This is a genomic window from Ornithinimicrobium sp., from assembly GCF_051004135.1.
Lineage (GTDB): Bacteria > Actinomycetota > Actinomycetes > Actinomycetales > Dermatophilaceae > Ornithinicoccus.
This window is the reverse complement of sequence record NZ_JBPCKQ010000187.1, coordinates 1-13,061: the sequence shown is the minus strand read 5'-3', so window position 1 is coordinate 13,061 and position 13,061 is coordinate 1. Positions and strand designations below refer to the sequence as shown.

The following is a 13,061-nucleotide window of genomic DNA, read 5'->3' as shown; positions in this document are numbered from 1 at the left end:
GATCGGCACCCACGTCGGGGCGGCCCAGGCACACACCACGGGTCGGCACACGCACCTGGACTTCCGCTGCCTCACGGCGCTGTTCGGTCATGCCGGCATCGAATACGACATCAGCGCGCTCGACGAGGAGGAGCTGGCTCGGATCGCCGGTTGGGTGGGGGTGCACCAGCGGCTGCGGGGGCTGCTGCACGGCGGACGCACCGTGCGCCTGGATGAACGGGACGGCGCGTGGCTGCACGGTGTGGTCGCTCCCGACCGGGCCCACGCGGTCTATGCCTTCGTCCGGCTGGTGACCGGCGCCGACGCCCTGCCCGGCCTGGTGCGGCTGCCCGGTCTGGACCCGGAGCTCGACTACGCGGTGCGCGCCATCGACCCCACGCGCCGTGACGACGTCCCTGTCCGGGGTGAGGCGATGAGTCAGCCCGCATGGTGCTCCCAGGAGGGGGTCGTGCTGAGGGGGCGTGCGCTGGCTCGCTACGGGCTGGCGATGCCGGTGCTCAACCCTGCTGCCGGGCTGCTCATAGAGGTGACCGCACAGTCGTAGGCGGCGAGGACGTGCTCAGCACGTGCGCCACGACATACCCTGTGCTCGTGCCCGGCCATGTCCTCGTCCTCAGCGGCCCCAACCTCGCGGCCCTCGGCTCGCGCGAGCCCGAGATCTACGGCAGCACCACCCTCGCCGACATCTCGACGCAGCTGCAGACGCTCGGCGACACACTCGGGCTGAGTGTGGAGTGCCGGCAGAGCGATCACGAGGGGGAGCTGGTCGGGTGGCTGCACGAGGCGTCCCGGGCCGGGTGGGACGTCGTGCTGAACCCCGCGGCGTTCACCCACTACTCGTATGCCGTGCGCGACGCCTGCGCACACCGGACCGGGATGGGGTCGCGGCTGGTCGAGGTGCACCTGTCCAATCCGGCCGCGCGGGAGAGCTTCCGGCGCACCTCTATGGTGGCCGGTGTGGCCACCGGCACGGTCGCCGGCTTCGGCGCCGACTCCTACCTGCTCGCCCTCCGTGCCCTGGCCGGCTGAGCGGCTAGACTGACCGCCGATCCCCGACCACTTACGTGGACCCGGCGTGCCCGCACGACCCGACCACCGGACGAAAGAGCATCAGACGTGGCAAGCACCAACGACCTCAAGAACGGCCTCGTGCTGGACATGGGCAACGGCCTGTGGCAGGTGATGGAGTTCCAGCACGTCAAGCCCGGCAAGGGCCCGGCCTTCGTGCGCACCAAGCTCAAGAACGTCACCTCCGGCAAGATCGTCGACAAGACGTTCAACGCCGGAACCAAGGTCGAGACGGCCACGGTCGACCGCTCCGACATGCAGTACCTCTACCACGACGGCACCGACTACATCTTCATGGACACCAAGACCTACGAGCAGATCCCGGTCTCGCCGGCGGTAATGGGCACTGTGCCGGACTACCTGCTCGAGAACGCCGAGGCGATGATCGCCCAGCACGACGGGCAGGTGCTGTATGTCGAGCTGCCGCCGTCGGTCGTCCTGCACATCGCGCAGACCGACCCGGGCCTGCAGGGTGACCGCTCGACCGGCGGCACCAAGCCGGCCACCCTGGAGACCGGCGCGGAGATCCACGTGCCGCTCTTCCTCGAGACCGGCACCAAGGTCAAGGTGGACACGCGTGACGGGTCCTACCTGGGCCGGGTCAACTGAGCACCTTGGCCGCCCGAACCAAGGCCCGCAAGCGCGCCTTGGAGCTGCTCTTCGAGGCCGACCAGCGGGGCCTCAACCTCGGCCTGCTGCTCGAGGACCGGATCACGGCGCCGACCACGCAGCATCCGCTGCCGGACTACACCGTGACCCTGGTGCGGGGGGTGCTGGATCGCTGGAGCGAGATCAACGAGGTGCTCACCACCTACAGCATGGGGTGGTCCCTGGAGCGGATGCCGGCGGTGGACCGGGCCATGCTGCGGTTGGGCACCTGGGAGATCGTCTGGAACGACGAGGTGCCCGACGTGGTGGCGATCTCCGAGGCGGTGGTGCTGGCGCAGGGGATGTCGACCGATGAGTCGCCGCGGTTCGTCAACGGCCTGCTGGCCCGGGTGAGCGAGATCAAGGCAACACTGGTCTGAGGTCACCCGGAATGGTACGTTCCCCTCCTGACCCGTGCGTATCGCGATTCGAGTTTCATCATGCGCAACATAGAAGGTGCGCGGTTCCTCAGCAGGATGTTGGAGGACGCGCGTTTCGAGGTGCTTCCCACCCCGAGCATCGAGGACACCGTGCTGGCCCACGTCCCGCTGGGACGCACCCTGACGGTGACCGCTTCGCCCGCGAAGGGTGTCGAGGCGACGGTCTCCCTCGCCGAGCGACTGGCCCGCGACGGCTACCGGGCGGTGCCCCACCTGGCCGCCCGGATGGTCTCCGGTCGCTCCGAGCTGGCCGAGATCACCTCTCGGCTGAACGCCGTCGGCATCGACACCGTCTTCGTCCCCGGCGGTGACCAGTGGCCCCCCGCCGGCGACTACTCGTGCGCCCTCGACTTGCTCTACGACCTGAGCACGATGGGCAACCCGGCCATGAAGGTCGGCATCACGGGCTATCCCGAGACCCACCCCATGATCAGCGACGACCTGACCGTGCAGTCGATGTGGGACAAGCGCCGGCATGCCTCGCACGTCGTGAGCAACCTGACGTTCGACCCGGTGCTCGTGGCCCACTGGATCCAGCGGCTGCGCGCGCGGGGGATCGACCTGCCGATCCTGTTCGGCATACCGGGCCCCGTGGAGCGCGCCAAGCTGCTCGCCATGGCCGGCAAGATCGGGGTCGGTGACTCCACCCGCTTCCTGGCCAAGAACCGTCGCCTGCTGACCCGCTTGGCCGCGCCGGGCGGTTTCACCGGCGAGCGGTTCCTGGAGCGCTGCACCTCGACGCTCGCGCGGCCGGGGTCCCGGGTCACCGGCCTGCACGTCTACACCTTCAACCAGGTGGCCGAGACCGAGGCGTGGCGCCGCGACTACCTCCAGCGGCTGAGCGCCGTGCGCTGACCTGCCGGAGGGCTCAGGCGGCACCGGGGCCGGCCAGCGGGCTGGTGCGCAGCAGTCCGGTCAGCCGCCGAGCCTGCTGCACCAGCATCTCGCCGACCGCGCGGCGCTCCTGCTGCAACCGGGCGGTCGGACCGGAGACCCCCAGAGCCGCGATGACCGTGTCGTCCAGGCCCTCGACCGGCGCCGCCAGACCGGACAGTCCGATCTCGAGCTCGTCCGCGGTGTAGGCCCAGCGCCGGCGTCGGACCTCGTCGAGCTCGGCCAGCAGCTGGGACCGGTCCAGCGTCCGGTCCGTGGGCCGCTCCAGACTGTCCGGGGGCAGCGGCAGGCAGCCGAAGGCGTAGAGGACCTTGCCCAGGGAGCTGCAGTGGGCCGGCGCGTCCACCTGGTTCCAGTCGCGCGCCGACAGCAGGTAGGTGGACTCCACCTGTGCGATGTGGACCACGGTGTCGGCCCGTGCCACCCCCAGATGAACCGTCTCACCGCACTGCTCGCCCACCGCCTCGAGCACCGGGCGGGCGATGCGAGCGACCTGCGGCCACGGGTCGTGCAGCGCGGCGTAGAGCGCGAACAGCTCGCCACCGACATACCGCCCGTCCACCTCTCGCTCCACCAGGCCGGTCCGCTCGAGGGCGGTCAGCAGCCGGGACGTGGTGGAGCGGGCGAGGCCGGAGTCGTCGCAGAGGTCGGTGAACGACAGTGGGGACCCGGCGCGGATGACGAGGTCGATCAGGGCGGCGGCACGGTCGACCGCCCGGGTTCCTCCGCTCGGCTGTGAGGCCATTTGGGCGTCGTCTTGTTTCATATGGTGGTTTCCATTTCCATATGATGAGACTACCGGAGGGCAGATGGAGGATCGGTGGACTGGTCGCCCACCTCGCACGCACCGTGGCGCCCGCCACGCAGCACTTTAGCGGAGGACCACCGTCCGGTGACCGTTGAGCAGGACCCGACTCTCGCTGTGCCAGCGCACGGCGCGGGACAGCACCTGACTCTCCACGTCACGCCCGGCCGAGACGAGCTCGCCGGGTTCGAAGCGATGGTCGACCCGGGTGACGTCCTGCTCGATGATCGGGCCCTCGTCGAGGTCACCGGTCACATAGTGGGCGGTGGCCCCCACCAGCTTGACCCCATGGTCGAAGGCCTGGTGGTAGGGGCGGCCGCCCTTGAAGCTGGGCAGGAACGAGTGATGGATGTTGATCGCCTTGCCAGCCAGCGCCCGGGAGGTCTCGTCCGAGAGCACCTGCATGTAGCGGGCCAGCACCACCAGGTCGACCTCGAGACGCTCGACCAGATCCAGCAGCCGTGCCTCGGCCGCGTCCTTGGTCTCCGGGGAGACCGGTATGTGATGGAAGTCGAGTCCGTAGGAGCGAGCCATCGGCTCCAGGTCCGGATGGTTGGAGACCACCCCCGACGACGTCGATCTGCAGTGCCCCTCTGCTCCACCGGAAGAGCAGGTCGTTGAGGCAGTGCCCGAAGCGCGAGACCAGGATCAACGTGCGGTAGGGCGTTGTCGCGTTCCACAGCTCCCACGTCATCCCGAAGCCGGTGGCGATGACACGAAAGGCGGCCCGCAGCTCGTCGATCTGCGCACCGCCGCTCGGCACCGAGAAGCGCACCCGCATGAAGAACCGGTCCTCGGCGACGTCGTCGAACTGTTGGCTCTCCACGATGTTGGCCGTGTAGCCGACCAACAGGCCGGTCACAGTGTGCACGATGCCGGAGCGGTCCGGGCAGACGATCGTCAGGACATACTGGGTGTCGTCGGGTTGTGTGGTCATCGGGTCTCCGAGTCCTGTTGTTGCGCTTGTCAAGACACATTGTGCGATACGCAACAGCGAATGCGCTAGCGTGGAAGTCATGACGCAGAGTGCGACCGCTTCCGCCGGGGTTCAGTCCGTCGATCGTGCGCTGACCGTGCTGGCCATCCTCGCCCGGTGCGGGGAGAGCGGGGTGACCGACCTGGCGCGCGAGCTCGGGGTGCACAAGAGCACCGTCTTCCGGCTCGTGGCGACCCTCGAGGCGCATGGCATGGTGGAGCAGCACGAGGAGCGTGGCAAGTACCGCCTGGGTGTCGGGGTGCTCCGGCTGGCCGGGTCGACCAGCGCACGCCTGGACGTCGTGCAGGAGGCCCGGCCGATCACCCGGGCCCTGGCCGCAGAGACCGGTGAGACCGTCAACATCGCGATCCTGTCCGAGCAGTCGGCGCTCTACATCGACCAGGCGGCCGGCGACTCCGCGCTGCAGCCGCACAACTGGGTCGGCCGGCGCATCCCGCTGCACGCGACCTCCAACGGCAAGGTGCTGCTGAGCGAGCTGGACCCCGAGGAGCTGAGCGCCAGGGTGCCGCGGCTCCCCGCATACACCGCTGCGACCACCACGTCGAGCAAGCGACTGCGCGACGAGCTCACGCAGGTGCGCGAGCTCGGCTACGCCGTTGCCGTGGACGAGCTCGAAGTGGGCCTGACCGCGGTGGCCGCTCCGATCAGGGACGCGCACGGGGACCTGGTCGCCTCGCTCAGCGTGTCCGGACCGAGCTTTCGGCTGGAGTCCGAGCGCATCGAGGCGCTGGCGCCCCGGGTCGTGCAGGCGGCGACCGGGGTGTCCGACCGGCTGGGCGCGGCCTCACCGCCACGGCGCTGAGCACCCGGGCCGATCTGGTGGTTGACAGGAGCGGCCAGAGGTCGCAGCATTAGCGGTGTGCCGCATGGCGCTCCACGTTGCGAACTACGCAACAGCCCTTGACGTGAAGGGAGACCACCCATGGTCTCGGTCCCACAGTCCGCTCGCGTCGTCGTGATCGGGGCCGGCATCGTCGGTAACAGCCTGGTCCACCACCTGGCCCGGCTGGGCTGGCGCGACATCGTGCAGATCGACAAGGGGCCACTGCCCAACCCGGGGGGCTCCACCGGGCACGCCTCCAACTTCATCTTCCCGGTGGACCACTCGCGGGAGATCACGGACCTGACCTTGGACAGCGTGCTGCAGTACCAGGAGATGGGCGTCTTCACCCGCTCCGGTGGCTTCGAGGTCGCGCGCACGCCGGAGCGGATGGAGGAGCTGCGCCGTCGGATGTCCTCCGCGCGTGCGTGGGGCGTCGAGTCCGAGCTGGTGAGCCCCGAGCAGGTGGTGGAGAAGGTGCCCTACCTGGATCCCTCCCAGATCATCGGGGCGTTCTGGACCCCGTCGGTGGGCGTCGTCGACTCGCTGCGCGCCGGCACCATCATGCGTGAGCGCGCGATGGAGGTGGGCGCCCTCACCGTCGTGCCCACCGTCGAGGTCGAGGGCCTGGACGTCGAGGACGGCCGAATCGCTCGGGTGCGCACCTCCGGTGGTGACATCGAGGCCGACACCGTGGTCATCGCGTGCGGTGTCTGGAGCCCCAAGATCGCCGAGATGGCCGGCGCCCGGATCCCGCTCACCCCGGCGGTGCACCAGCTGATCAGCGTCGGGCCCGTCCCGCTGCTGGCGGGCAGCGACGGCGAGATCTCCTATCCGATCGTGCGCGACATGGACGCGTTGTGCTACGAGCGCCAGCACGGCGCCGACATGGAGGTCGGCTCCTACGCCCACCGCGCGATCCTGCACGACCCCGAGGAGATCCCCTCCATCGAGGCGGCCAAGCTCTCGCCCACCGAGATGCCGTTCACCGCCGACGACTTCGACCCCCAGCTGGAGCAGGCCTTCGAGCTGATGCCCGAGCTGCTCGGCGCCGAAGGCGCCGAGATCCGCTACGCGATCAACGGGCTGCTGTCCCTCACCCCCGACGGTGCGCCCCTGCTCGGCGAGACCCCCGAGGTCAAGGGACTGTGGTCCGCCGCCGCGGTCTGGATCAAGGAGGGACCGGGTGTCGGTCGGGCGGTGGCCGAGCTGATGACCCACGGTCACAGCGAGATCGACCTGTCCCACTCCGACATCGCCCGCTTCCCGGCGCAGCAGACCACCCGGGCGCACGTCAAGGCGCGCACCGGTGAGGCCTTCATCAAGACCTACGGCATCGTGCACCCGGGGGAGCAGTACCTGTCCGACCGCGGTCAGCGGCTGGCCCCGATGCACCAGGCGCAGCGCGACCTCGGCGCCGTGTTCGTCGAGGCCGCCGGTTGGGAGCGCCCGTTCTGGTACGACTCCAACTCATCCTTGCTGGAGGAGTACGGCGACCGGGTGATGCCGCGTGTGAACGAGTGGGACGCCCGCTGGTGGTCCCCGATCATCAACGCCGAGCACCTGGCCATGCGCGACCGCGCCGGCATCGTCGACCTGTCCGCCTTCACGGTCTTCGATGTCGTCGGTCCCGGGGCGCTGGAGGCCGTGCAGCGAATCCTCGTGGCGCAGGCCGACGTGCCGCTGGGCCGGGTGATCTACAGCCCCGTCCTGGACGCCAAGGGCGGCTTCGTCTCCGACCTGACCGTCATGCGACTGGCCCGTGACCGGTTCCGGGTGGTCACCGGTGGTGCCCACGGCATGGTGGACCGCAAGTGGTTCGCCGACCGGATGCCCGCCGACGGGACCGCGTCCGTGGTCGACCTGACCTCGGCCTTCACCACGATCGGGGTATGGGGTCCGCGCGCCCGCGACATCCTCGGCGGGCTCACCCGAGCCGACCTCAGCAACGAGGGCTTCCGGTTCGCCACCTGCCGGGAGATCGAGGCCGGCTCGCTCAGCGTGCTCGCCTCGCGCATCTCGTATGTCGGTGAGCTGGGCTGGGAGCTCTACGTCCCGATCGAGCAGGGCGCCCGGCTGTGGGGCATGCTGGCCGAGGCCGGTGCCGCTCACGGCGCGGTGCCCGTCGGCATCGGGGTCTACAGCAGCACCGGGCGGATCGAGAAGGGCTACCGGGCATTCGGCGCCGAGCTCGACTCCGAGCGCACGATCGTCGAGGCCGGCATGCAGCGACCACGGGTCAAGGAGGCCGACTTCGTCGGGCGGGAGGCCTACTGCAAGCAACGGGAGACCGAGCCGGACCGGGTGCTGTGCACCCTGACCGTGCAGGACCACCGGTCGGCCTCCGGCGTCGAGCGCTACATGCTCGGCGGCGAGCCGATCCTGTCGGCGTCGGGCGAGGCCCTCGTTGACGCACACGGGCACCGGCCCTACGTGACGAGTGCTTCCTCGGCTCCCTCGCTGGGCAAGCACGTGCTGATGTCCTACCTGCCGCCCGAGCAGGCGCAGCTGGGCACCGGGCTGACCGTGTCCTACATGGAGGATCTCTACCCGGTGACCGTCGACTCGGTCGACAGCACGCCGCTGTTCGACCCCACCAACGACCGTGTGAAGGGACTGTGATGAGCAACATCCTGGTCTGCGTCAAGCGGGTGCCCGACACCGGTGGAGAGGTGAGCCTCACGGAGGACTCGATGGGTGTCGACGCACGGCACCTCGGCTTCACCGTCAGCCCGCATGAGGAGTGCGCCATCGAGCTGGCCGTGCAGACGGCGGCCGCCACCGACGGTGAGGTGACCGTGCTGACCGTCGGCGAGGACGACGCCGTGGAGCAACTGCGCGATGCCGTGGCCCTCGGCTGCACCGGCGCCGTCCTGGTCGAGGTCGACCCGTCGGCCTACGGCCCGGCGGACATCGCTCAGGCTATCGCCGAGGTCGTCCGGGCACACGAGTCGGCCGGCACGGCATACGACCTGATCCTGCTCGGCAACGACGCCGCGGACACCGGGGACTTCCAGGTGGGCGTCCGCTTGGCCTACGCGCTCGGGCGACCGGTGCTGACCGGGATCTCCACCCTCGAGGTGGGGGACGGGCAGGTGCAGGCCCGTGGCGACGGGCCGACCGGTGGCACCGAGGTCTACGAGGTCGACCTTCCCGCCGTCGTGACGATCATGGAGGGCGGCGTGGAGCCGCGCTACCCCACCATCCCCGGTCGGATGAAGGCCAAGCGGGCCAAGATCGAGACCCTCGAGCCGGAGCTGACGCCGCTCGGCTCGGCCCGGCGGCGGCTGACCCTGCCGCCCCGACCCCCCAACCAGGTGACCGTCCTGGGGGAGGGTCCGGCCGCGGCACCCGCCGTCGCTGACCTGCTGCAGGAGCTGGGAGTGCTGCGATGACGACGTTGGTCCTGATCCAGATGGACGACACCGGGGTCAGTGAGGTGAGCCTGGAGACGCTCGCCTTCGCCCGCTCGATGGGCGGGCCGGTCACGGCGCTGGTCCTCGGCGAGGTTTCGGACGAGGTGCGGGCCCGGCTGGGCGGGTTCGGCGTGAGCCGGATCGTGCAGGCGTCGGGTGACGGCTTCGCGGCCTACGCCCCGGGTGCCTGGGCGGCGGCCGTGGTCGCCGCGGCCGACCGCGACGTCCACGCGGTGCTGGCCGCCGGGACGCCCCGGGGCAACGAGGTGATGGCCCACGTGGCCTGTCGTCGCGACGTGCTGATGGCCGCCAACGTGGTGCGCGTCGAGAGTCAGGACGACGGTGAGCCGCTGGAGGTCAGCCGCCAGGTCTACGGCGGCACGACGCTGGAGGTGATGGGTCTGAGCGAGGACCTGGCCGTGCTGAGCGTCGCGGGCCACGCGTGCGCGGCGACTCCCGCCGACGGGCCGACCGATCCCGACGTGGAGACCATCGAGGTGTCGCTGTCGGCCGCCGACCTGGCGGTGCGGGTGGCGCGCACCGAGGCCGGCGCACCCGATGAGTCCGGCAACCTGAAGACAGCCAAGGTCGTCGTGGGTGCCGGCCGCGGGGCGGGGAGCGCCGACGGGTTCAACGACCTGATCGAGCTCAGCGAGCTGCTGGACGGCTCGCTGGGGGTGTCGCGGGTGGTGACCAGCCTGGGCTGGCGGCCGCACCACGAGCAGGTCGGCCAGACCGGGAGTCGGATCACCCCGGACCTCTACATCCCCTGCGGCATCAGCGGGGCGATCCAGCACTGGGCCGGCTGCTCCAGCGCCAAGACGATCCTGGCCATCAACTCCGACCCGGACGCGCCGATGGTGACCCGGGCGCACTACGCGGTGATCGGCGACCTGCACGAGATCGTGCCCGCGGTCAACGAGGAGATCCGCCGCCGCGCAGGGGTATGACGTCGGCCCGCGGGCCGCTGAGGTCGTCCTGATGGCGGCCGGTGCTGACGGTGCCGAGTGTCACCGTATGCACTGGGATAGCGCTTGCAGGCTGTGCGTACGGTGCCGAGTGTCACCCTATGCACCGTTTCCGACCGTCGACGTCGCCCATGGTCTCGACGAACACGGTGACGTCACCGGCAGATGCAGGCATTAGGCAGCGGTCTTGGAGTCGCGGTGTCGTGCTCCTTTTCGCCTGTACGCCACCAGGCCGGCGCAAGCTAGCGAGAAGAGAAGCACTGAGATCGAGAAGACGATGTTGACTGCTGCCGATGAAGGGCAGCCGGCCGACGAATCCTCTTCCCCGCAGGACACCCATGGTTGAAGAAACATGAGCGAGGCCGTGGCAGCAGACCCCGCTGCGATCACGACGAAACCCCACGCGATCAAGGGTCTGGACCCTTGCGGACTTGCCTTGGCTGCGTGACCGGCGCTCATCGACACCCCTCGGATCCTCGTGTGCTCCCTCAGCCCTTCGATGATGGTACGTCTGGTTCCCCTGACCAGGTCCCTTGTCTGTGCGAGCCCTGACCGGTCCCGCCGAACGTGTGAGGCCACTCCGGATCGTGCCGCTGCGGTTGTCGGTGCAGAGGGTGCCGAGGGTGCCGAGGGCACCCTGGTCGCCCGGTTGACCCTCGCACCCGTCTTCGACACGGAGTAGCGTGCTAGAACCCCCTGCCCACGACGAAGGAGGGCACCGTGGCCGAGCGGCTGACCCACGCCTACGAGGGAGATCTTGCGGTCTTCCTGATCGGGATGACGATCAACCGGCCGTGGCGGCCGGACCTGTGGGGGCCGGTGTTTGCGGCGATGCCGCGGATGCTCGGCGAGCTGCAGACCAACAAGGCCGCGGCCGACCGGGGCGAGCAGGAGTGGTGGGGCTTTCACCAGGCCCGCACGCTGATGGGTGGGCGCGGTGGCCGGGTTGGTCCCCGTCCGGCAGCGAGGTGAGAGCGCCCGCCAACGCCTCGACCCAGGAGCTCAGGCGAGCAGATCCGCGAGCGGCACGCGCACCTGGACCGGGTTGACCAGGGACAACTCGTCGGGGGAGACGGCATAGGCCACCTGCACGTAGCGGCCCTCGACGAGATCCCAGGCCGTCAGACTCCGGCCGACAGGATCCACCACCCAGTAGCTCGCGCAGCCGGCTCGCTCGTAGCGTGCCTTCTTGCACGTCAGGTCGATGCTGCGGGTGCTGGGAGAGCGCACCTCCACGGCCAGCACCGGGTGCCGGACGAAGCGTTCGCCGACCTCGGAGCGTGGCACGATCAGAACGTCAGGTTGGAGGACAGTGGCGTCGTCGATCCGCACGTCGACCGGGGCGATGAGCGCTTGCAGAGAGGCTGGGCTGGCGTCCTGCAGCCTCCGGGCGAGCGCGAGGACCAGGACTTGGTGCCTCGGACTTCGTGGGCGCGCTAGAGTCGGGGCACCGAAGTCCTTTAACCACCGTCCTGTGAGGCGGGGAAGGAGTGTGGGCCCTGATGAGCCCCGGCACCACAGGCCCCCAGGATCCGACAGCTCCTCCCGGCAGCGCCGAGACCTCAGACCATCCGGGTGACGGGGGGCGGGTGGTGCTCACCGCCCAGGAGATGTCCCGGGCGCTGCGCCGGATCGCCCACGAGATCCTCGAGGCCAACAAGGGGCCGCAGGATCTGGTGCTGGTCGGCATACCGACCCGGGGTGGTCCACTGGCCCGCAGACTGGCCCAGGCCATCCGCGACGTGGAGGGCCACACGGTCCCGACCGGCACGCTGGACATCACCATGTATCGCGATGACCTGCGCGACCAGCCGGTGCGGCACGTCGAGCCCACTGAGCTGCCCGACGGGGGGATCCAGGACAAGGTGGTGGTCCTGGTCGACGACGTGCTCTACTCCGGCCGGACCGTGCGTGCGGCGCTGGACTCCCTCGCCGACTACGGCCGGCCGCGGATCGTGCGCCTGGCCGTGCTGATCGACCGAGGTCACCGCGAGCTGCCGATCCGGCCCGACTACGTCGGCAAGAACCTGCCCAGCGCCAAGACCGAGCGGGTCTCGGTGCGCCTGGCCGAGATCGACGGCCACGACGAGGTGGGCATCGCCACCGGGCCCCGCCGGGAGGGGCATCCGTGAAGCACCTGCTGTCGATGGCCGACCTGGACCGCGCCGAGATCAGCGAGATCATGGACACCGCCGTCACCATGCACGAGGTGCAGCACCGCGAGGTCAAGAAGCTGCCCACCCTGCGCGGACGCACCATCATCAACTTCTTCTTCGAGGACTCCACCCGCACCCGCAGCTCCTTCGAGCTCGCCGGCAAGTGGATGTCGGCCGACACCATCAACCTCACCGGCAAGGGCACCTCGGTCTCCAAGGGCGAGAGTCTGCGCGACACGGTCAGGACGATCGACGCGATGGGCGTCGACATGATGATCATCCGGCACATGGCATCCGGTGCTCCCGCCCAGATCGCGGCGTGGACCGACTGCTCCATCGTCAACGCCGGTGACGGCACCCATGAACACCCCTCCCAGGCGCTGCTGGACGCCTACACGATGCGCAGCCGCCTCGGTGACCTGGCCGGCCGGCACGTCGCGATCGTCGGTGACCTCGCCCACTCCCGGGTGCTGCGCTCCAACCTCCTGTGCCTGCGCACCCTGGGTGCGCGGGTCACCCTGGTCGCCCCGCCGACCCTGATGCCCAGCAGCATCGGCCCGTGGTCGCAGACCGACGGGTTCGCCACGTCATACGACCTGGACGACGTCCTGCCGACCGCGGACGCCGTGATGATGCTGCGCGTCCAGCGCGAGCGGATGAGCGGTGGCTTCTTCCCGACCGCGCGCGAGTATGCCGTGACGTACGGCCTCAGCGCCGCGCGGCTGCGGCGGATGCCCGAGCACGCGGTCATCTGCCACCCCGGCCCGATGCACCGGGGGCTGGAGATCTCCGGCGACGCCGCCGACGCCGCCCAGTCCCTGGTGCTTGACCAGGTCTCGGCCAGGGTCG

General features: G+C 69.9%; 14 protein-coding genes and 1 pseudogene. 12 read left to right on the top strand and 3 right to left on the bottom strand.

What is annotated here, in order from left to right:
- The 5 genes from ACR2FV_RS12995 to ACR2FV_RS12975 form a co-directional block, all read left to right on the top strand.
- On the top strand, positions 1 to 544 hold a 544-nt coding region (locus ACR2FV_RS12995), incomplete at its 5' end, for an alpha-galactosidase (RefSeq protein WP_434016115.1).
- 41 nt (positions 545 to 585) lie between these two features.
- Positions 586 to 1,029 (top strand): type II 3-dehydroquinate dehydratase, encoded by a 444-nt coding sequence (locus ACR2FV_RS12990; protein ID WP_434016117.1) that lies wholly within the window; start codon positions 586 to 588, stop codon positions 1,027 to 1,029.
- 87 nt (positions 1,030 to 1,116) lie between these two features.
- Complete coding sequence (efp, locus tag ACR2FV_RS12985; RefSeq protein ID WP_434016114.1) at positions 1,117 to 1,677, top strand: elongation factor P; 561 nt, start codon at positions 1,117 to 1,119, stop codon at positions 1,675 to 1,677.
- A gap of 5 nt (positions 1,678 to 1,682) precedes the next feature.
- Entirely contained in the window at positions 1,683 to 2,096 is a 414-nt protein-coding gene (gene nusB / locus ACR2FV_RS12980; protein WP_434016113.1) for a transcription antitermination factor NusB, read from the top strand.
- Positions 2,097 to 2,156: 60 nt separating this feature from the next.
- A complete protein-coding gene (locus ACR2FV_RS12975; RefSeq protein WP_434016112.1) occupies positions 2,157 to 3,011 on the top strand; it encodes a methylenetetrahydrofolate reductase in 855 nt (284 codons plus the stop codon).
- Between the two features lie 13 nt (positions 3,012 to 3,024).
- On the opposite strand, the gene ACR2FV_RS12970 is transcribed toward ACR2FV_RS12975, so the two are convergent.
- A complete protein-coding gene (locus tag ACR2FV_RS12970; RefSeq protein WP_434016111.1) occupies positions 3,025 to 3,795 on the bottom strand; it encodes an IclR family transcriptional regulator in 771 nt (256 codons plus the stop codon).
- Positions 3,796 to 3,921: 126 nt separating this feature from the next.
- A pseudogene (gene purU, locus ACR2FV_RS12965) lies at positions 3,922 to 4,792 on the bottom strand (formyltetrahydrofolate deformylase).
- Between the two features lie 79 nt (positions 4,793 to 4,871).
- On the opposite strand from purU, the gene ACR2FV_RS12960 reads away from it, so the two are divergent.
- From ACR2FV_RS12960 to ACR2FV_RS12940, 5 genes are all read left to right on the top strand, one after another.
- The gene (locus tag ACR2FV_RS12960) at positions 4,872 to 5,654 is read left to right on the top strand and encodes an IclR family transcriptional regulator (RefSeq protein WP_434016110.1); all 783 of its coding nucleotides are present in this window, start codon (positions 4,872 to 4,874) and stop codon (positions 5,652 to 5,654) included.
- Between the two features lie 120 nt (positions 5,655 to 5,774).
- Positions 5,775 to 8,294, top strand: a complete 2,520-nt coding sequence (locus tag ACR2FV_RS12955) for a GcvT family protein (protein WP_434016109.1) — start codon at positions 5,775 to 5,777, stop codon at positions 8,292 to 8,294.
- Positions 8,294 to 9,067, top strand: coding sequence for an electron transfer flavoprotein subunit beta/FixA family protein (locus ACR2FV_RS12950; protein ID WP_434016108.1), 774 nt, complete (start codon positions 8,294 to 8,296; stop codon positions 9,065 to 9,067). Before ACR2FV_RS12955 ends, ACR2FV_RS12950 begins: the two co-directional genes overlap by 1 nt.
- Positions 9,064 to 10,038, top strand: a complete 975-nt coding sequence (locus tag ACR2FV_RS12945) for an electron transfer flavoprotein subunit alpha/FixB family protein (RefSeq protein ID WP_434016107.1) — start codon at positions 9,064 to 9,066, stop codon at positions 10,036 to 10,038. The genes ACR2FV_RS12950 and ACR2FV_RS12945 overlap by 4 nt, the downstream gene beginning before the upstream one ends.
- A 738-nt stretch (positions 10,039 to 10,776) precedes the next feature.
- Entirely contained in the window at positions 10,777 to 11,028 is a 252-nt protein-coding gene (locus tag ACR2FV_RS12940; protein ID WP_434016106.1) for a monooxygenase family protein, read from the top strand.
- Positions 11,029 to 11,058: 30 nt separating this feature from the next.
- Here ACR2FV_RS12940 and ACR2FV_RS12935 read toward each other — a convergent pair whose 3' ends face one another.
- Positions 11,059 to 11,577 (bottom strand): Uma2 family endonuclease, encoded by a 519-nt coding sequence (locus ACR2FV_RS12935; protein WP_434016116.1) that lies wholly within the window; start codon positions 11,575 to 11,577, stop codon positions 11,059 to 11,061.
- On the opposite strand from ACR2FV_RS12935, the gene pyrR reads away from it, so the two are divergent.
- Both pyrR and ACR2FV_RS12925 read left to right on the top strand, forming a co-directional pair.
- Positions 11,559 to 12,188: a bifunctional pyr operon transcriptional regulator/uracil phosphoribosyltransferase PyrR gene (pyrR, locus tag ACR2FV_RS12930; protein WP_434016105.1), complete on the top strand. Its 630-nt coding sequence runs from the start codon at positions 11,559 to 11,561 to the stop codon at positions 12,186 to 12,188. The two genes, ACR2FV_RS12935 and pyrR, sit on opposite strands and share 19 nt — an antisense overlap.
- On the top strand, positions 12,185 to 13,061 hold an 877-nt coding region (locus ACR2FV_RS12925; RefSeq protein ID WP_434016104.1), incomplete at its 3' end, for an aspartate carbamoyltransferase catalytic subunit. The genes pyrR and ACR2FV_RS12925, both read left to right, overlap by 4 nt.

Bases quoted from the DNA above. Each gene is read 5' to 3' on its own strand.
- ACR2FV_RS12960 (WP_434016110.1), top strand. From the start codon at position 4,872: ATGACGCAGAGTGCGACCGCTTCCGCCGGGGTTCAGTCCGTCGATCGT.
- ACR2FV_RS12955 (WP_434016109.1), top strand. From the start codon at position 5,775: ATGGTCTCGGTCCCACAGTCCGCTCGCGTCGTCGTGATCGGGGCCGGC.
- ACR2FV_RS12945 (WP_434016107.1), top strand. From the start codon at position 9,064: ATGACGACGTTGGTCCTGATCCAGATGGACGACACCGGGGTCAGTGAG.
- ACR2FV_RS12970 (WP_434016111.1), bottom strand. From the start codon at position 3,795: ATGGCCTCACAGCCGAGCGGAGGAACCCGGGCGGTCGACCGTGCCGCC.
- ACR2FV_RS12950 (WP_434016108.1), top strand. From the start codon at position 8,294: ATGAGCAACATCCTGGTCTGCGTCAAGCGGGTGCCCGACACCGGTGGA.
- pyrR (WP_434016105.1), top strand. From the start codon at position 11,559: ATGAGCCCCGGCACCACAGGCCCCCAGGATCCGACAGCTCCTCCCGGC.
- ACR2FV_RS12975 (WP_434016112.1), top strand. From the start codon at position 2,157: ATGCGCAACATAGAAGGTGCGCGGTTCCTCAGCAGGATGTTGGAGGAC.